The organism is Polaromonas sp. YR568, assembly GCF_943371715.1.
GTDB lineage: Bacteria > Pseudomonadota > Gammaproteobacteria > Burkholderiales > Burkholderiaceae_C > Polaromonas.
Genome location: NZ_CALRVW010000001.1, coordinates 138436 through 156015, shown reverse-complemented (window position 1 = coordinate 156015; position 17580 = coordinate 138436). Strand labels below are relative to the sequence as shown.

Below are 17580 nucleotides of genomic sequence, written 5' to 3'. Positions count from 1 at the left end.
ATGGCCGACAAACAACTGCCCGACAACCTGCACCGCGACACGCTGGCCGTGCGCGTGGCACTGGAGTCCAGCCAGTACGGCGAGCACTCCGAAGCGCTTTACCTGACCAGCGGTTTCGTGCAGCCCGACGCCGAAACCGCGGCCCGGCGTTTTGCCGGCACCGAAGACGGCTACACCTACGGCCGTACCTCCAACCCGACGGTGACCAGCTTCGAGCGCCGCCTTGCCGCCATGGAAGGCACGGAAGCCGCCATCGGTGCCTCCACCGGCATGGGCGCCATCCTCATGATGTGCATGGGACTGCTCAAGGCCGGCGACCATGTCGTCTGCTCGCGTTCGATGTTCGGCTCGACGCTGACACTCATCGGCCGCGAATTCGGAAAGTTCGGCGTCGAGACCACCTTTGTTTCGCAGACCGATGTGGCCGAGTGGAAGGCAGCGATCAAGCCCACCACCAAACTGCTGTTCGCCGAAACACCGACCAACCCGCTCACCGACGTCTGCGACATTGCGGCGCTGGCCGATCTTGCGCACGCCGCCGGTGCGCTGCTGGCGGTGGACAACTGTTTCTGCACGCCGGCCTTGCAGCGGCCGGCTGAACTGGGCGCCGACCTGGTGATCCACTCCGGCACCAAATACCTCGACGGCCAGGGCCGCGTGATGGCCGGGGCGATCTGCGGCCCGACCAAGCTGATCGTCGATGTGTTCGGCCCGGTGGTACGCACCGCCGGCATGACGCTCTCGCCGTTCAATGCCTGGGTCGTGCTCAAGGGGCTGGAGACGCTGGGCATCCGTATGCAGGCGCAGTGCGCCAATGCGCTGGCCGTGGCGCGCTGGCTCGAAGCGCAGCCCGGCGTGGCGCGTGTTTATTACCCGGGCCTGGCTTCCCATCCGCAGCACGAACTGGCCATGCGCCAGCAGTCGGGGCAGGGCGGGGCGGTGGTGTCCTTCGATGTGGTGGGCAACGACCCCGATACCGCGCGCGCCAATGCTTTTCATGTCATCAACAGCACCCGTGTGCTCAGCATCGCCACCAACCTCGGCGACACCAAGACCATCATCACCCATCCCGGCACCACTTCGCACGGACGCCTGACCGAAGCCCAGCGGCAGGCCGCCGGCATCAGCCAGGGCCTGATCCGCGTGGCGGTGGGGCTTGAGCATATTGAAGACATCAAGGCCGACCTGCAGCGCGGCTTGGGCACCCTGACATGACACCAAAAACAAGAACGCGTTTTGCGCCTTCACCGACAGGCTTCATCCACCTCGGCAACATCCGCTCGGCGCTTTACCCCTGGGCGTTCGCACGCGCCACCGGTGGCGACTTCATCCTGCGCATTGAAGATACCGATGTCGAACGTTCCTCGCAGGCCGCGGTGGACGTGATCATCGAAAGCATGCGCTGGCTGGGTCTGGACTATGACGAAGGCCCGTACTACCAGATGCAGCGCATGGACCGCTACAAGGCGGTGCTGGCCGAGCTGCAGGCCGCCGGTCATGTCTACCCCTGCTACATGAGCATCGCCGAACTCGATGCCCTGCGTGAAAAGCAGATGGCCGACAAACAGAAGCCGCGCTACGACGGCACTTGGCGGCCCGAGCCCGGCAAGACCTTGCCGCCCATTCCCGCCGGTGTGTTGCCGGTGCTGCGTTTCAAAAACCCGCAGGGCGGGGCGGTGGTCTGGGACGACAAGGTCAAGGGCCGCATCGAGATCAGCAACGACGAGCTCGACGACCTCGTGATCGCGCGGCCCGACGGCACGCCGACCTACAACTTCTGCGTGGTTGTCGACGATCTCGACATGGCGATCACGCATGTGATCCGCGGTGACGACCACATCAACAACACGCCGCGCCAGATCAACATCTTCCGTGCCCTGGGCAAGGACGTGCCGGTCTATGCCCACCTGCCGACCGTGCTCAATGAGCAGGGCGAAAAAATGAGCAAGCGCCACGGCGCCAAGGCGGTCACGCAGTACGCCGAAGAAGGCTACCTGCCCGATGCCATGGTCAACTATCTGGCGCGCCTGGGCTGGAGTCACGGCGACGATGAAATCTTCAGCCGCGAGCAGTTCCTGCAGTGGTTCAACCTCGACCACCTCGGCAAGAGCGCGGCGCAGTTCGACGAAGCCAAGCTGCGCTGGGTCAACGCCCAGCACATCAAGGCCCTGGCCGACGACAGGCTCGCCGAACTGGTGTTGCCCTTCCTCAATGCGCATGCGCGGGCCAGCCTCGATGCGGATCGGCGCGTGGCCGCCTGCGCCTTGTTGAAAGACCGTTGCAGCACTCTGGTGGAACTGGCCGACTGGATGGGCGTGCTGGTCAGCCATGAGCCGGTCAGTGCGCAAGACATCCAGGCCCATGTGCCGGCCGATGTGGCGCCGGCCGTGTACCAGCTCGCCGAGTTGCTGGCCAGCTGCGAGTGGAACAAGCCGGCGATCGCGGCCGCCATCAAGCAGGTGTTGCTGGAGCAGGGTCTGAAGATGCCGCAACTGGCCATGCCGGTGCGGGTATTGGTCGCCGGACGCCAGCAAACACCGTCGCTCGATGCTTTTTTGTCATTGATGGACAGGGAAAACGTGATTGCGCGTCTCGTCCACTTGAAAAGGCTCTGATTTTCGGGCTATAATTCAAGGCTCGACGATTGCAGGGAAACTTGCAACATGGGGGTATAGCTCAGCTGGGAGAGCGCTTGCATGGCATGCAAGAGGTCATCGGTTCGATCCCGTTTACCTCCACCATTAAATGGTCGGGAAGTTTTTGATTAGAGTTTTTTTGGCAGGTCTTTGTGTAAAAACAAAACGCCTGCTGACGGAAGTTCCAAGGTTTAGACCCTATCGTCTAGAGGCCTAGGACACCACCCTTTCACGGTGGCTACAGGGGTTCGAATCCCCTTAGGGTCGCCAGAATTCTTCACAGCGATGTGAGGCACAAGGCACAAGTTGATAACAAGCCTGCGCAAGCAGGCGACTTGGCTCGCAAGAGCGAAAGTTGTCACTACCAGGAGTGGTAGTTCAGTTGGTTAGAATACCGGCCTGTCACGCCGGGGGTCGCGGGTTCGAGTCCCGTCCACTCCGCCAGTATTGAAGGGTTTGCTGCTATGAAAATAGAAGCAAACCCTTTTTGCTTTCCGGCGCCTGCATTCGCACGGCGGCCGTGGATCCTGCGCCGCGACGCGTAGTGATGGTGCCCGCTTTCAGGCTCGCGCGTTGTTCAGCGTCCGGTCGGGCAGTAGCTGTTTTTCGGTTCTTCCCCGCGCAGGTACTGCAATTCCTCTTCCTCGGTCGCCTTGCGCACCGACACCAGCTTGGCGCGGTCGCCGTACAGGTCTTTCAGGGTGTCGGTCATTTTCTGGAATGGATCGTCGTTCGGGCCGAAGGCCTTGAACCAGCGCCGCGCACGGCCTTCGTAGTGGAAGTCCACGACCCAGATGACGGATGTCTTGAAAAATTCAGCCATACAAGTGTGATCCGGTGGGATGACCAGCCGGGAATGGTGTTGTCCCCGGCCTGGTGATTAATCATTGTAGGCAGGTGTGGGCGACCTTGTTGCGCTGATTGGCCAGCGTTTTCCATGTTGCCGGTAGCAGGGCATCGGCCGACGCGGTAACCTTGGTCTGGCCATGGTTGGAAATATCAACCATCAACCGGCGAGCCGATTTTTTCGCCGAACCGTCCATCAGGGAGAAATCAATGAACCGGGATTTTGTCATGCGTCTGCTTCACGAGCGGATGGACCAGCCGGACCTGACCGAGGGGCGGGTGTTTGACATGGGCACGCTGGCCGAGGTGCTGATCAACGAGCTGGCTGAGAGTTGGGAGCAGATTCCCGAGCGCACCCGCGCCGTCATGATGGGCGCTGCCTTTGACCTGGTGGTGCAGGACCTGACGCTGCAGGAGGCCGACATCGAGGCGGCGCTGCTGATTGAAGGCCTGAAGAAGAAATAGAGCGCCGGCCTTCCGGCCCTTGCGGCCAACCCCTGCTGCCTCCCGCAACGCGCCGGCGAGCCGTGTCCCCCCAGTCTTGAAGCGGCTTGTCGCAGACATCACAATGGGCCCATGCGCAAACACTTTTCCGAAACCACCGGTCCGCAGCGCCTGGTGTATGGCCTCACCGCGGGACTGGCCGCGGCGGCGCTGCCGGTGCCGCTCGCCTGGCCGCTGCGCGGCTTGCTCGGCTGGTGCTTGGGCGTGGTCGTTTACCTGTTGCTGGCCTGGTGGCTGGCCATGGGTTTTGACGCCAAACGCACCCGCGAACGCGCCCAGGCGCAGGACGAGCCCAGTGTGGTGATTTTCCTGATGCTGTTGCTGGCGACCCTGGCCTGTGTGGCGGCCATTGTGTTCATGATGCAGCAGACCCGGGACCTCTCAGGCCTGGGGCGCACGCTGCAGATTGCCTTGTCGATGTCGGCGCTGGCGGCCTCCTGGGCGTTCATTCAGGCGATTTTTGCGTTTCATTACGCGCACCGTTATTACCAGGAAGAAAAGCGCCAGCAGCCCGCGGGGGCCGGCCTGCTGTTTCCCGGCGGGCAGGACCCGGACTATTTCGATTTTTTGTATTACGCCCACGTGGTCGGCATGACCTCGCAGGTGTCCGATGTGCAGGTGACCTCGCGCGCGATGCGTCGGCTCACGACCATCCACGCGGTGTTGTCCTTCGCCTTCAACATGCTGATCCTGGCGCTCAGCATCAATGTGGTGGCGGGTGCCCTGCAGTAAGCCTGCACCCGGCACGGCCGTCAGCCTTCGCGCAGCTGCTTGTCCAGCGCCCGCTTGTCGGCATGCCGGGTGGCCGAGCGTGACTTGCGGTGCGCACCCGCCTTGCGTTTCGCCGCCGGCACGACCAGCGGGTTGCGCGGCCGAGTGGCCTTGAGCTTGATCTTGGTTTTGCGTGCGGAACTCATCGCCCGATTTTAAGCAAACCGGTGGACAGCGCCGTGCCGCAGACGATGACCACCGCGCACACCAGCATCCACAGCGTGACGGCCTCGCCGAGAAACAGCGCGCCGTACAACACGGCAAACACCGGCACCACAAAGGTCACGGCCAGTGCGCGCGCCGGCCCGGCGGTTTCGATCAGCCGGAAGTACAGGATGTAGGCAATGCCGGTGCAGAGCACGCCGACCACCAGCAGGGCCAGCCAGGCGCTGCTGCCGGGCATTTTGGCCGGCCACAGCCACAGGGCCGGCAGCGCCAGGCCCAGGGTGGCGCCGATCTGGCTGCCCGCGGCGGTGACCAGCGGCGGCAGCCCTTTCAGGTAACGCTTGGTGTAACTGGCCGACAGCGCGTAACAGATGCAGGCCAGCAGACAGGCGAGCACGGCCCAGCCCGGCGCCACGCCCGAGGCATCGGGTTTGAAGGTGGCCTTGTCCCAGGCCAGCATGGCGACCCCGGCAAAACCCACCACCAGACCCAGCAGGCGCGAGTGGTTGGGCTTGTCCTTGAGCCAGAGCCAGGCCACCAGCGCGCCGAACATCGGCACGGTGGCATTGAGAATGGCCGACAGCCCGGTCGTGATCGACAGCAGCGCAAACGAAAAGCAGGCAAACGGAATGCCGGAATTGAACATGCCGATCAGGAACACATGGCGCCAGTTTTTCAGCAGGGTGGCGCCCAGCCCTCGCAGCAGCACCAGCGGCAGCAAAAAAGCCGCCGCAATCGCGACACGCACCGCGGCGGTCGGCAGCGGTCCGAACTCGACGGTGCTGATGCGCATGAACAGGAAGGACGAACCCCAGATGGCGGCCAGCAGCACGAAGTCGATGGCCCAGTGTTTCGGGCGGGCAGCGACGGCTGCGCTTGCAGAGGTTGAGCTCAAGACCGATGCTCCTGAAGAACGCCTTCAAGTTGCAGCAGGGCGGTTTTGCGGTCCAGCCCGCCGGCATAGCCGGTCAGCGCGCCGTTGGCACCCATCACGCGGTGGCAGGGCACGATGATGCTGACCGGGTTGCGGCCGACAGCGGCACCCACGGCGCGCACCGCGGCCGGTTTGCCGATGCGCCGGCCGACCTCGCTATAGCTGGCCGTGTCGCCCTGGGGAATGGCCAGCAACGCCTGCCAGACCGATTGCTGGAACGCGGTGCCATGAGCGAGGTCCAGCGGGACGTCGAAACGGCTGCGCTGGCCTGCGAAGTAGGCGGTGAGTTGTTGCATCACTTCTTTCAGAACGGGGTGGTCGGGATCGCTGGGCCAGGTCGCTCTGCGAGGCGAAGCGACAGTGGCGGGGTCTTTTTCTCCACCAGCCGGGGCCGCGGAACCGGCTTTGCCGGGCCGCAGGCGCAGCGCCCCCTCGGGGGGCAGCGAGGACACGTCAGTGCCGAGCGTGGGGGCCAACAATTCAGGTGGCAGGTGGCGCTGGCCTTCAAACCAGAGCCCGGCCAGGCCCCTGGCTGTGGCCGCGATGATGATGGTTCCGAGCGGACTCTGGAAACGTGTCTGGACGATGGAAGTGTCGAATTTCATGGTGAGCTCCTTGGAGTGTCTCTCATTGGTGCAAGCGCCGACTGGGCGGGCTTGCCTGTGTCACAGGGGATGTATGCCTTTTATGCCGCCAGCCCTTGCTGCACGGGCGCCACCAGCTATCAATGGCATAGCATCCGGCGGCGCAACGGCTTGCATGGCCCCGCTCCAGGCCCGAATCACCGCGTAACTGCGCCAGGGCTTCCAGACCAGCGAGGCGAGCTCGGCTTCCTTCGCCGGGTTCTTCAGCCCCTGCACACCGAGCGCCTTGTGCAGGGCCACGTCGCCGGCCGGAAAGGCGTCGGGCCAGCGCAGCGCCCGCATCGCGATGTACTGCGCCGTCCAGTCGCCAATGCCGGGCAACGCCTTCAAGGCGGCAATCGTGGCATTGACGTCGGCGCCGCCGTGCAGTTGCAGGCGTTTGTCGGCCACGGCCTGGGCAATGCCGACGATGGCGGTCTGCCGCTGCTTGACAATGCCGAGCTGGCCCAGCGCGTCGCCGCTGGCCTGCGCCAGCACCGCCGCGGCGGGAAAAAGCCTCGTCAGTGCGGGCCAGGGCGTTTCAATCGGCTCGCCGAACCTGTCCACCATGCGTTGCGCCAGTGTGCGCGCGGCCGCCACCGTGATCTGCTGGCCCAGCACCGCACGCACCGCGAGTTCGTAACCGTCCATCGCACCGGGCACGCGCAGGCCGTCGCCGCCCGGGAACCCGTCGTGCAGCACCGCGTTGATGGCCTGCGGGTCGGCGTCGAGGTCCAGCATGGCGCGCAGCCGCCGTATCACCAGCGGCAGCACCTCGCGCAGCGAGTCGCTGATGCGCAGCGCGACGTGGCAGCGGCTTTCGTCAAAGCTGGCGTGGACCCAGCCGGCATGCACCTTGCCGCTGACCTCTACGCGAAAAGTGCGCCCCATCGCCATGCTGCCTGCGCCGTCAGCTACAAATTCGATAGCGTTGATCTGGCGCTTTCTGAAGAACCCCGTCATCGCGGCCACGTCGTAGGGCGGGCGGTAACCGAGCCGGACGGTGATGCCGGTGTCCGGAGAAGTGGCGCCCTGGCGCCGCATCTGCGTCGGGTTCAGGCCGTAGTGGCCGACAAAGGCCGCGTTGAAGCGCCGCACGCTGGCGAAGCCGCTGATCAGCGCCACCTGCGTGACGGGCAGGGCGGTGTCGGCCAGCAACTGCTTGGCGGTCAGCAGCCGGCGCGTCTGCAGGTACTGCAGGGGCGACACGCCGAACTGCGTCTCGAAAATCCGCCGCACGTGGCGGTCGCTGACCCCCAGCTTGGCGGCCAGCAGTTCGACGGAAGGTGCGGCTTCCGTCCAGGCCTCGGGTTCATCCAGAAGGCGGGCCGCCTGGTGCGCCAGGATATAGCTGGCGTCCTGGATGGACCAGACCACCGAGTGCGGCGCCAGTTCCGGCCGGCAGCGCAGGCAGGGCCGGAAGCCCGCGTTTTCGGCCTGCGCGGCATGGCCAAAGAAGCGGCAGTTCTCGCGCTTGGGCGTCTTGACGCTGCAGACCGGCCGGCAGTAAATGCCGGTGGAGGTAACACCCGTGAAAAAGCGGCCGTCAAAGCGGGCGTCCCGGGCTTTGAGCGCGAGGTAACAGGCGTCGTCGGCAAGAGGGGTGGCATCCGGGGTCATGGGCTGGATGATACGTGGCGGGCAGGTTTTGACTAGCCGTTTCCGGACATCTCCCGCGCGCGCCCGGCGCCTACAATCGGCGCTGTTTCGCAACCCCAGGAGTGCCCACCCCATGCAGCTTGACGCATCCATTTTCAAGGCTTACGACATCCGCGGCGTGGTGCCCTCCACCGTCAACGAACCGGTTGCCGAGGCGCTGGGCCGGGCCTTCGGCAGCATCGCCCTGGCCCAGGGTGAACGGACGGTGGCGGTGGGGCGCGACGGGCGCCTCAGCGGGCCGGCCCTGAGCGCGGCGCTGATGCGCGGCCTGGTGGCCAGCGGCGTGGACGTGATCGACATCGGCATGGCCACCACACCCATGCTGTATTTCGCGGCCAGCACGCTGGCCAGCTCCGGCATCCAGATCACCGGCAGCCACAACCCCAAGGACTACAACGGCTTCAAGATGGTGCTGGCCGGCCGCGCGATTTACGGCGAGGACATCCAGGCCCTGCGCCGCAGCATGGAAGCCGAAGGCTGGGCCACGCCGGCCCGCGCGGGGCAGATCACCCAGGTTGATGTGCTGACCGCCTACCGCGACCGCATCGTTGCCGACATCAAGCTGACGCGGCCGATGAAAATTGTCATCGACTCCGGCAACGGCATTGCCGGCGCCTCGGCGCCCGCCATCTTCCGCGCGCTCGGCTGCGAGGTGACCGAGCTGTTCAGCGAGGTCGACGGCACCTTCCCGAACCACCACCCCGACCCGAGCAAGCCGGAAAACCTCAAGGACCTGATCACCGTGCTGCAGGCCGGCGACGCCGAGCTGGGCCTGGCCTTTGACGGCGACGGCGACCGGCTCGGCATCGTCACGCGCGACGGCAACAACATCTACCCCGACCGCCAGATGATGCTGTTTGCGCGCGATGTGCTGTCGCGCGCGCCGGGCGGCGCCATCGTGTTCGACGTGAAGTGTTCGCAGCGCCTGGCCCCCGAGATCGAAGCCGCCGGCGGCGTGCCCATGATGTATCGCACCGGCCACTCGCTGATCAAGGCGAAGATGAAGGAAGTCAATTCCCCGCTGGGCGGCGAGATGAGCGGCCACATCTTCTTCAAGGAACGCTGGTACGGCTTTGACGATGGCACCTACGCCGGCGCCCGCCTGCTGGAAATCGTCAGCCGTGCGCCCGACGCCGGCGCTTTGCTCAATGCGCTGCCCACCAGCTTCAGCACGCCCGAACTCAACGTGGCCTGCCGCGAGGGCGAGCCGCACACGGTGGTGGACACGCTGGTATCCCTGGCCATGGAGGCGATGCGCGATGCCGGGCCTGCACCGGCCGGTCCCGATCCCACCGGGGCCAGCGCGCTGCGCGAAGCCCTCAACGCCGGCGCCAAAATCTCCACGATTGACGGCGTGCGCATCGACTGGGCCGACGGCTTCGGCCTGATCCGCGCCTCCAACACCACGCCGGTGCTGGTGCTGCGTTTCGAAGGCCGCACCCCCGAGGCGCTGGCGCGCATCCAGGCCGACATGCTGGGCCTGCTGCGCAGCGTCAAGCCTGATGCTACTTTTGCAGCCGCAGCGCACTGAGCACACCGCGCAGTGAGAATCCTCCTGGTCAAGCTCTCGTCGCTCGGCGACGTGGTCCACACCTTGCCGGTGGTGCAGGACATCCTGGCGGCGCGGCCGGGTGCGCAGATCGACTGGGTGGTGGAGCAGGCGTTTGCGCCGCTGCTGGCCCCGCTGCGGGCAAGCGGCCATGTGCAGCATGTCATCCCCTGCGAGCTGCGCCGCTGGCGCAAGGCGCCGCTGGCGGCGGCCACGCGGGCCGGCTGGCGCGCTTTCAAACAGCAGTTGCAGGCCGCGCCCTACGACGCGGTCATCGACCTGCAGGGCCTGACCAAGTCCGCCTTGGTGGCGCGGTTGGCGCGGCTGGCGCCGGGCGGCAAGCGTTACGCGCTGGCCAACCAGACCGAGGGCTCGGCCTACGAAGCGCCAACGCGCTGGGTCGCCGACGTGGCCATTGCCATGGCGCCGCACATCCACGCCATGCAGCGCGGGCGCGAGCTCTGCGCGCGCGCCCTCGGCTACGCCGTGCCGCCGGTGCCGGATTTTGGATTAAAAGTGCCTCCTGCCCTTATGGAACGTGCGCCAGCAGCTCCTGAAACCATAGCGTTTGTACACGGCACCTCGCGCGCCGACAAGCAGTGGCCGCTGGAGCACTGGATCACGCTGGGCCGGCAGCTGATGGCGCAGGGCTATCGCATCGCCTTGCCACACGGCAGTGCGGATGAACTGGCTACCAGCCAGGCGATTGCCGCAGCATTGAATGGTGATGACGAGCGTGGGCGCGCCATCGTGTGGCCGCGCCTGTCGCTGGACGCGCTGACGCAGCATCTCGCGCAGTGCGCAGGTGTCATCGGCGTGGACAGCGGCCTGAGCCACATCGCCGTTGCGCTCGACCTGCCGCATGTGCAGATTTACAACTTCGACACCGCCTGGCGCACCGGGCCACTGCCTGATTCCGCAGGCGCAACTGCCCCGCGCCAACTCAGCGTTTTTGCCCAGCCCACACCGTCGGTGCAGGCAGTCTGGGACGCCTGGCTCAGCTGCCTGCCGCTGCCGGCGCAGGTGTCCGAATGGGCGCCGCTTCCCTGATGGTCCGCCAGTTCTACTCGCTGGTGATGTGGGCGGCCCAGCCCTTGTTGCGGCGCAAGCTGCGCCGCCGCGGCCTGGCCGAGCCGGGTTACCTCGACGCCATCGGTGAACGCTTCGGCCAGTACACCCAGCCCGCTGAAACCGCTTCCGAACTGGTGTGGGTGCACGCCGTGTCGCTGGGCGAAACCCGCACCGCCGGCATCCTGCTGGCAGCCCTGCGCGCGCAGTGGCCCGGGGTGCGCATTTTGCTGACGCACGGCACCGCCACCGGCCGGGCCGAAGGCGCGGGCCTGCTGCGCGCGGGCGACGTGCAGGTCTGGCAGCCGTGGGATAGCCAGGGCGCGGTGGCGCGCTTTTTCACACACTTCCGGCCGCGTCTGGGCGTGCTGCTCGAAACCGAAGTTTGGCCCAACACCGTGGCCGGCGCGCAGGCGCGCGGCGTGCCGCTGGTGCTGGTCAACGCGCGCCTGTCCGACAAGTCGCTGCAGCAGGCGCTGCGCATGGCGCTGCTGTCGCGGCCGGCCTATGCGGCGCTGGCGGCGGTGTACGCGCAAAGCGACAACGACGCCGAGCGCCTGCGCAAGCTCGGAGCGCCGGTGCGCGCCGTGTTCGGCAACCTCAAGTTCGACGCCGCGCCCGACGCGGCGCAGCAGGAACTTGGGCGGCAATGGCGCCAGGCGCTGGGCCGCCCGGTGCTGATGCTGGCCAGCTCGCGCGAGGGCGAAGAAGACAGTTTTGTGGAGCAAATCAAGCTCCTGGCCCTTTCCACACGGGCGCCAGCAGCTCCTGAAATGAGAGCAGATGTCGAAGCGGCGCCGGCCGCCGACTTCCAGCTGCTGATCGTGCCGCGCCACCCGCAGCGCTTTGACGAGGTGCAGGCGCTGATTGAACAACACGGCCTGACCGTGGCGCGCCGCTCCGGCTGGAACGGCGCACCGCCAGCCGCCGCCGATGTCTGGCTCGGCGACTCGCTGGGCGAGATGGCGCTGTATTACGCCATGAGCGACGTGGCCCTGCTGGGCGGCAGCTTCGCCCCGCTGGGCGGGCAGAACCTGATCGAAGCCGCCGCCTGCGGCTGCCCCGTCATCATGGGCCCGCACACCTTCAACTTTGCCGAGGTCGCCGAACTCGCCGAAGCCGCCGGTGCCGCGCGTCGCGTGGCGGACATGGGCGAAGCCGTGCGCGCCGCCCGCTCCCTGCTGAGCCGGCCGGCCGCGCAGCAGGCCGCCGCCGACGCCGGCCGGAAGTTCTCGGCGCAACACCGCGGCGCCGCCGCCAACACGGTGCAGGCGCTGGCGCATTTTCTCAAGGACTGAGCCCATGGCCGAGCCGCTCGTTAACCAGTACGGCGCCGACGTGCCCAAAGCCATCGCGCGCATGATCACCGCGGTGCACCCGGCGTTTGAATCGCGCAAGTTTGTCGCCGATGCGCTCAATGGGTATGACGCCCTGGCCCTGATGCCACGCGGAAAACACATCGCACGCGCCCTGCAGCGGCACCTGCCGCCGGACTACCCCAAAGCCCTGGAGATTCTTCTGGCCTCGCTCGACCAGCCGCACGGCCGGGACCCGGGCCTGACCCTGGGCTCCTTCCTGTACCTGCCGCACACCATGTTTGTGGCCGAGTTTGGCCTCGATCATTTTGAGGAATCGATGCGCGCGCAACATGCGCTGACGCAGCGCTTCACCGCCGAGTTCAGCATCCGGCCCTTTTTTCAGAAACACGAGGCCGCCACGCTGAAGCGCTTCAAACAATGGGCCAGCGACCCGAGCGAACATGTGCGCCGCCTGGTGTCTGAAGGCACACGCCCGCGCCTGCCCTGGGCCAGCCGCCTGCCATCTTTCCAGAAGAACCCGGCGCCGGTGCTGGAGCTGCTGGAACTGCTCAAGGACGACCCCGCGCTGTACGTGCGCCGTTCGGTCGCCAACAACCTCAACGACATCGGCAAGGACCACCCGGTCCTGCTGGCGAAAACCGCCAAGCAGTGGCTTCACGGCGCCAGCGACGAGCGCCGCTGGATCGTCCAGCACGCGCTGCGCTCCGCCGTCAAACGCGGTGAGGCCGGCGCACTGGAGGTACTGGGCTTCGGCAAAAGCGCCAAGGTCGAAGTGTCCAACGCGCGCATCACGCCAAAACGCGTGGTGATGGGCGAGAAGGTGAACATCGCGTTCGACGTGTCCAACACCAGCGCCAAGCCGCAGGACGTGCTGGTGGACTTCTGCATCCACTACGTCAAGGCCAGCGGCAAAACCAGCGCCAAGGTGTTCAAGCTCAAGGTGGTGAGCCTGGCACCGAAGGAAACGGTGCGATTGAGCAAGACGGTATCCACCGCCGAAATGACGACGCGCAAACACCATGCGGGGCTGCACCGGGTGGATGTGCTGCTTAACGGGCAGGCGACGGAGTTGGGGAAGTTTGAGTTGACGGCTGGCTAGATTGAGGGCTTACTGAAGCTTTGCGAAAGTTGGCGTAGTCAAGTCGTTGAATACCACAAGCGAGGGCATGTCATAAAAATGAGGATGAGCTGAAGTATGGGAGTCAGTTTGAGGGATGAGCTAGTGAATAACAATAGTTTTTTGTTGCAGATATCTAAGGCCCTTGCATTGGCATTGATTTTGGGAATTGGCGTGAGCGCCTGTGGGGCCGGCAGCCAAAGCTGGAAAGAGGAGGTGCAACTGAGTGATGGAAAAGTCATCGTCATCGAACGGGAAACGATTCACTCACGGGGCGGAGGTGAATGGGCGAGCAACAGCAGCGGTTCGAAGCCTGAAGAGCGGAAAGTTAGATTTTCCTCGCTAGATAGAGCAGGCGGAAAACCGGAATGGCGATCAACAAAAAAAGACTCCCAGACATGGCCGGAAAAGCCATTAGTACTCGACGTCGAAGCTGGGCAGTTGATCGTTATCTCAATCCTGTCAACTTCATCTGCCTGTGAGATCTATTCAAAGTATGTTCATCGCAATGGCGTGTGGGTTGAGGAGGCACTTCCAGAGAAATTTGAGCAACGTGAAACCAATTTGATGATTCGAGATGGCACCGATATCCCCAAATTCGTGGATCTGAAAACAAAGTACAAAGAAAATTCGACGAACGGGTATCGCGGATCACTCAAACGAGTGGGGCCTTCTCGCCAAGTATGTAGTTGATCTGCTGAGCACAGCAACATCAAGAATAAAGGCATTGCTTTGAAGCATCTTGGAAGACGCCTGCAAATACTGTTGACAGTGATCGCTGCGCTGCTGCTAGGCGCTTGCTCCAGAACCGTGCAATGGGAAGAAGAGGTTCCGCTGAATACGGGGGAAACGATTTGGGTCAAAAAGACAGTGAACTACACCTTGCGAGGTGGGGCAGGGAATCCGTTTGATATCGCTTACCGTCCTGATTGGGTGGAAAAGCTGTCATTTGAATGGAGCGGCAAGAAGTACGTTTATGAAGGTGACGCGCGCGTCATTCTGCTGGCCATTTCTCCACAAAAACAACCAGTGCTGGTTGCGCCTGCAGCCGACAGTAGTTGGCAATGGAAGCATGACTACAAATGCACGATGCCGTTCTATGTGCAACTGGTTCCGGACTCCGCGAACAATACCTGGACATGGCCGCCAGCTATAGAACCGTGGCTTTTCGGGTTGTCGCACAACCTCATGCGGACTCGCAATCCTCCGTCCCAAATGCCCGCCCGCGTTACAGCGCTAATAAGAAATTCGGAAGACAAAGCGGGGTCGATGCAAACTCCGTCACAGGCAAAAATAGATCCGACTTACAAGACGGATTCATGCATTAAAGGGAAGTAGAAGACGACCAGTGACATTGAATACTCGTAACTATCCCCTGAGCGTCTTCATCTGGCCTTGTCATATGCCCAATGCCCAATGCTGTCGTCACTACTGGCGAACGGCAACAGGCGCATGCTCCGCCATCAACCCAGCTACCCACTCAATAAACACCCGTAGCTTGCTGCTGACATGCCGGTTAGTCGCAAACGCGATGTACAGCGGCATTGGGTCAAGGCGCCATCCGTCGAACAGCGGCACCAGCTCACCGCTGGCCCGGTGCGCCTTCGCCATGTAGTCCGGCAACCAGAGAACACCCATGCCGGCCTGGCCGGCCGCGAGGTAGGCGTTGCCATCGTCGACCGAGAGCACGTAGCGTCCCTGCACCTTGATGCTTTCGTCGCCTGAGTGCATGGCGTACGGCACCGCCTTGCCGGTGCGTGCCCACAGGAAACCCACGATGCGGTGGTGCGTGTCCTCCAGTTCGCGCGGGTGCAGGGGTGTGCCGGCACGCGCGAGGTAGCTCGGTGCAGCGTAGACCCTGAGTTGCAGATCACCCACGTGGCGGGCCATCAGCGACTGGTCGGTGAGTTCACCGCCGCGCACCACGCAGTCCACCTTGTCGCTGATGATGTCCACCATGCGGTCGCTGACGCCCATGTCGAGCTGGATGTCGGGGTATTGCGCGTGGAAGGCCGGCAGGGCCGGAATCAGGATCATGCGGGCCAGGGGGCTGGGCACATCCACCCGCAACCGGCCCCGGGGCAACGCCGAGGCGCTGGACAGGCTGGTCTCGGCATCGTCCACATCGGCCAGCACGCGCAGCACACGCTCGTAGTAGGCGGCGCCGTCGGCCGTGACGTTGACCTTGCGTGTGGTGCGGTTGAGCAGCCGCACGCGCAGCCTGGCCTCCAGTTGCTGCACCAGTTGGGTCACGCTGGTCTTGCTCATGTGCAGCGTTTCGGCCGCCTTGGTGAAGCTGCCGGTTTCCACCACGCGGGCGAAGGCCTGCATTGCATCGAAACGGTCCATCGCTGCTCCATCCTTGTTGATTGTTTGGATTCTACGAACAGTGATGGACAGGCTTGCCTGTTTATCCGGGCGCCCAGGCCTTCTACAGTGGCCCCATCGTTAACCCCGGGGCCGGCAGCGGCCCCTTGATGGAGCACATCAATGACAAAGCGTGACGTCGTTTTTCCGCCCGGGCGCCAGGCGCTGTATGAGCGCAACCGCTATTCGCCGGCATTGAAGTCCAACGGCTTCCTGTTCGTGTCGGGGCAGGTCGGCAGCCGTGAGGACGGCTCGCCCGAGCCGGATCTGGAGGCGCAGGTTCGGTTGGCATTCGACAACCTGAATGCCATCCTGAAGGCCGCAGGCTGCAGCTTCGACGACGTGGTGGACGTGACCGTCTTTATCGTCGATCCCGAATCGGTATTCGAGACGGTCTGGAAAGTACTGCCGGATTATTGGGGCGACGCGCCACACCCGACGCTGACAGGTGTCGGCGTGACGTGGCTTTACGGCTTTCAGTTCGAAATCAAGGTGATAGCGAAGCTACCTAAATCCAGCAAGGACTAACGGCGAATCGCTCCAGGGTCAGACACTGCGCTAAGCAGCCTGGACTTCCGTCGCAGGTCTGGGCATGGCGCGCCGTTCGTTGCCCAGCACGCGGCCTGCGTTGAGGCTGCTGATGGGAATCGTGATGTCCTGGGGAATGCCGCCGGAGAGCTGCAGGGCCAGATAGCGCCCGCAGCACACGCGCAGGAAGGAGGCGAAGTTTTCCACCTCGGCGCGTTCATGCAGCAGCTCGTCGTAGAGCCGGGTGCAGAGCTGCGGCACGCTCATGCCGTCGCGCCTGGCAATCTCGTCGAGCACCCGCCAGAACAGGTTTTCCAGCTTGATGCTGGTTGCCGCGCCATGGAGTCGCACCGAGCGGGCGCGGCTTTCATACAAGCTGGGGTCGGCGCTGATGAATACCTTGCACATGCTTTGGCCTCCTGAGGGATCCGCCATGATGCGGCAAACGCGGTGCCGCTGCAAGCGCCGCGCCACCGCTACCCAGTGGCGGGCTAGTGGCTGATGCGTGTGCCCAGCAGTGCCAGGAACTGGGCGATCCAGGCCGGATGCGCCGGCCAGGCCGGTGCGCTGACGAGGTTGCCATCCGTGTGTGCGGCATCGATGGCGATTTCGGCGTAGGTGCCGCCGGCCAGCTCCACCTCGGCGCGGCAGGCAGGGTAGGCCGAGCAAGTGCGGTTTTTCAGCACGCCGGCGGCGGCCAGCAACTGCGCCGCGTGGCAAATGGCGGCCACGGGCTTGCCGGCGTCAAAGAAATGCCTGACCATCGCGGTCACCGCCGGGTAGGTACGCAAGTACTCGGGCCCCCGGCCGCCGGGCAGCAGCAGCGCGTCGTAATTCTCGGCCCGGATGTCTGCAAATGTCGCATTGAGCGCGAAGTTGTGGCCCGGCTTCTCGCTGTAGGTCTGGGCGCCTTCGAAGTCGTGAATCGCCGTCTTGATCTGATCGCCCGCCTTCTTGTCGGGGCAGACCGCGTGCACCGTGTGCCCCACCGCCAACAGTGCCTGAAACGGCACCATGGTTTCATAGTCTTCGCAATAGTCACCGCAAATCATCAGGATTGTTTTGGCCGCCATGTCTGTCTCCTTGGGTTGCTGAGCAAGTTCTCAGCCCCGAATTATTCAGCGCATGGCGGTGGCCTGGGTGTTAGCGGGCTACTACGTGGGACAGAGCACGGCATGTGGATGCCGCCTGCGATGAGCTACTGCGTCAGCAGTGAATTGATCAGCAGCAAGTCTTCCGGCGTCAGCGTGCCATTGGCCTGACGCAGGCGCAGCCCGCCGATCAGCACGTTGTAGCGCGCCTGCGCCAGGTCGCGTTTGGTCTAAAACAGCTGGCTTTGTGCGTTGAGCAAAATGATATTCACCGCTGAAATGACCACGCGCAAACACCATGCGGGGCGGCATCGGGTGGAGGTTCTGCTTGATCGGCAGGCTAGGGTGCTGGGGGTGTTTGAGTTGATGGCTGCTGGTAGCATGGCCAGGCCACGATTCAGAA

Annotated in this window: 20 protein-coding genes, 3 tRNA genes and 1 pseudogene; 14 read left to right on the top strand and 10 right to left on the bottom strand. The window is 64.3% G+C overall.

Annotated features, from left to right (window positions below; translation table 11 throughout):
• From AAG813_RS00725 to AAG813_RS00705, 5 genes are all read left to right on the top strand, one after another.
• Positions 1-1215, top strand: a complete 1215-nt coding sequence (locus tag AAG813_RS00725) for an O-succinylhomoserine sulfhydrylase (protein WP_341910772.1) — start codon at positions 1-3, stop codon at positions 1213-1215.
• On the top strand, positions 1212-2615 hold the full coding sequence (gene gltX / locus AAG813_RS00720; RefSeq protein ID WP_341910770.1) for a glutamate--tRNA ligase: 1404 nt from the start codon (positions 1212-1214) through the stop codon (positions 2613-2615). The genes AAG813_RS00725 and gltX overlap by 4 nt, the downstream gene beginning before the upstream one ends.
• A gap of 50 nt (positions 2616-2665) precedes the next feature.
• A tRNA-Ala gene (locus AAG813_RS00715) sits at positions 2666-2741 on the top strand.
• Between the two features lie 89 nt (positions 2742-2830).
• Positions 2831-2906, top strand: a tRNA-Glu gene (locus AAG813_RS00710).
• A 97-nt stretch (positions 2907-3003) separates the two neighbouring features.
• A tRNA-Asp gene (locus tag AAG813_RS00705) sits at positions 3004-3080 on the top strand.
• A 133-nt stretch (positions 3081-3213) separates the two neighbouring features.
• On the opposite strand, the gene AAG813_RS00700 is transcribed toward AAG813_RS00705, so the two are convergent.
• Positions 3214-3459 carry a hypothetical protein gene (locus AAG813_RS00700; protein WP_341910768.1) on the bottom strand — a complete coding sequence of 82 codons (246 nt, stop codon included), beginning with the start codon at positions 3457-3459 and terminating at the stop codon, positions 3214-3216.
• A 61-nt stretch (positions 3460-3520) separates the two neighbouring features.
• The gene (locus tag AAG813_RS00695) at positions 3521-3712 is read right to left on the bottom strand and encodes a hypothetical protein (RefSeq protein WP_341910765.1); all 192 of its coding nucleotides are present in this window, start codon (positions 3710-3712) and stop codon (positions 3521-3523) included.
• Here AAG813_RS00695 and AAG813_RS00690 point away from each other — a divergent pair.
• Together AAG813_RS00690 and AAG813_RS00685 are read left to right on the top strand one after the other, a co-directional pair.
• Complete coding sequence (locus AAG813_RS00690; protein WP_341910762.1) at positions 3711-3947, top strand: hypothetical protein; 237 nt, start codon at positions 3711-3713, stop codon at positions 3945-3947. The genes AAG813_RS00695 and AAG813_RS00690 overlap by 2 nt on opposite strands.
• A 111-nt stretch (positions 3948-4058) precedes the next feature.
• On the top strand, positions 4059-4718 hold the full coding sequence (locus AAG813_RS00685) for a DUF1345 domain-containing protein (RefSeq protein ID WP_341910761.1): 660 nt from the start codon (positions 4059-4061) through the stop codon (positions 4716-4718).
• A 20-nt stretch (positions 4719-4738) separates the two neighbouring features.
• Here AAG813_RS00685 and AAG813_RS00680 read toward each other — a convergent pair whose 3' ends face one another.
• The 4 genes from AAG813_RS00680 to AAG813_RS00665 are packed head-to-tail and all read right to left on the bottom strand — an operon-like array spanning position 4739 to position 8099.
• Entirely contained in the window at positions 4739-4903 is a 165-nt protein-coding gene (locus AAG813_RS00680) for a hypothetical protein (protein WP_300540956.1), read from the bottom strand.
• A complete protein-coding gene (locus AAG813_RS00675; RefSeq protein WP_341910757.1) occupies positions 4900-5817 on the bottom strand; it encodes a DMT family transporter in 918 nt (305 codons plus the stop codon). The genes AAG813_RS00680 and AAG813_RS00675 overlap by 4 nt, the downstream gene beginning before the upstream one ends.
• A complete protein-coding gene (locus AAG813_RS00670; RefSeq protein ID WP_341910756.1) occupies positions 5814-6461 on the bottom strand; it encodes a methylated-DNA--[protein]-cysteine S-methyltransferase in 648 nt (215 codons plus the stop codon). The genes AAG813_RS00675 and AAG813_RS00670 overlap by 4 nt, the downstream gene beginning before the upstream one ends.
• Positions 6462-6521: 60 nt before the next feature.
• Complete coding sequence (locus tag AAG813_RS00665; protein ID WP_341910754.1) at positions 6522-8099, bottom strand: AlkA N-terminal domain-containing protein; 1578 nt, start codon at positions 8097-8099, stop codon at positions 6522-6524.
• A 112-nt stretch (positions 8100-8211) separates the two neighbouring features.
• Between AAG813_RS00665 and AAG813_RS00660 the strand changes: the two genes are divergently transcribed.
• From AAG813_RS00660 to AAG813_RS00635, 6 genes are all read left to right on the top strand, one after another.
• Positions 8212-9669, top strand: a complete 1458-nt coding sequence (locus AAG813_RS00660; protein ID WP_341910752.1) for a phosphomannomutase/phosphoglucomutase — start codon at positions 8212-8214, stop codon at positions 9667-9669.
• A gap of 12 nt (positions 9670-9681) precedes the next feature.
• Complete coding sequence (waaC, locus tag AAG813_RS00655; RefSeq protein ID WP_341910750.1) at positions 9682-10737, top strand: lipopolysaccharide heptosyltransferase I; 1056 nt, start codon at positions 9682-9684, stop codon at positions 10735-10737.
• Entirely contained in the window at positions 10719-12053 is a 1335-nt protein-coding gene (locus AAG813_RS00650) for a 3-deoxy-D-manno-octulosonic acid transferase (protein WP_341910749.1), read from the top strand. The genes waaC and AAG813_RS00650 overlap by 19 nt, the downstream gene beginning before the upstream one ends.
• Positions 12054-12057: 4 nt before the next feature.
• The gene (locus AAG813_RS00645) at positions 12058-13173 is read left to right on the top strand and encodes a DNA alkylation repair protein (RefSeq protein WP_341910747.1); all 1116 of its coding nucleotides are present in this window, start codon (positions 12058-12060) and stop codon (positions 13171-13173) included.
• A gap of 123 nt (positions 13174-13296) precedes the next feature.
• Complete coding sequence (locus tag AAG813_RS00640) at positions 13297-13884, top strand: hypothetical protein (protein ID WP_341910745.1); 588 nt, start codon at positions 13297-13299, stop codon at positions 13882-13884.
• A 72-nt stretch (positions 13885-13956) separates the two neighbouring features.
• On the top strand, positions 13957-14529 hold the full coding sequence (locus tag AAG813_RS00635; RefSeq protein WP_341910743.1) for a hypothetical protein: 573 nt from the start codon (positions 13957-13959) through the stop codon (positions 14527-14529).
• 90 nt (positions 14530-14619) lie between these two features.
• Here the strand turns inward: AAG813_RS00635 and AAG813_RS00630 are convergent, their stop codons facing one another.
• Complete coding sequence (locus AAG813_RS00630) at positions 14620-15540, bottom strand: LysR family transcriptional regulator (protein ID WP_341910741.1); 921 nt, start codon at positions 15538-15540, stop codon at positions 14620-14622.
• Positions 15541-15681: 141 nt separating this feature from the next.
• Between AAG813_RS00630 and AAG813_RS00625 the strand changes: the two genes are divergently transcribed.
• Complete coding sequence (locus AAG813_RS00625; protein WP_341910739.1) at positions 15682-16086, top strand: RidA family protein; 405 nt, start codon at positions 15682-15684, stop codon at positions 16084-16086.
• 30 nt (positions 16087-16116) lie between these two features.
• Here the strand turns inward: AAG813_RS00625 and AAG813_RS00620 are convergent, their stop codons facing one another.
• From AAG813_RS00620 to AAG813_RS00610, 3 genes and pseudogenes are all read right to left on the bottom strand, one after another.
• Positions 16117-16494 (bottom strand): ribbon-helix-helix domain-containing protein, encoded by a 378-nt coding sequence (locus AAG813_RS00620; protein WP_341910736.1) that lies wholly within the window; start codon positions 16492-16494, stop codon positions 16117-16119.
• Positions 16495-16577: 83 nt separating this feature from the next.
• The gene (locus AAG813_RS00615; protein WP_341910733.1) at positions 16578-17159 is read right to left on the bottom strand and encodes a DJ-1/PfpI family protein; all 582 of its coding nucleotides are present in this window, start codon (positions 17157-17159) and stop codon (positions 16578-16580) included.
• A 125-nt stretch (positions 17160-17284) separates the two neighbouring features.
• Positions 17285-17449: pseudogene (locus AAG813_RS00610) on the bottom strand (channel protein TolC); the annotation flags it as partial.
• Positions 17450-17580: the final 131 nt, after the last annotated feature.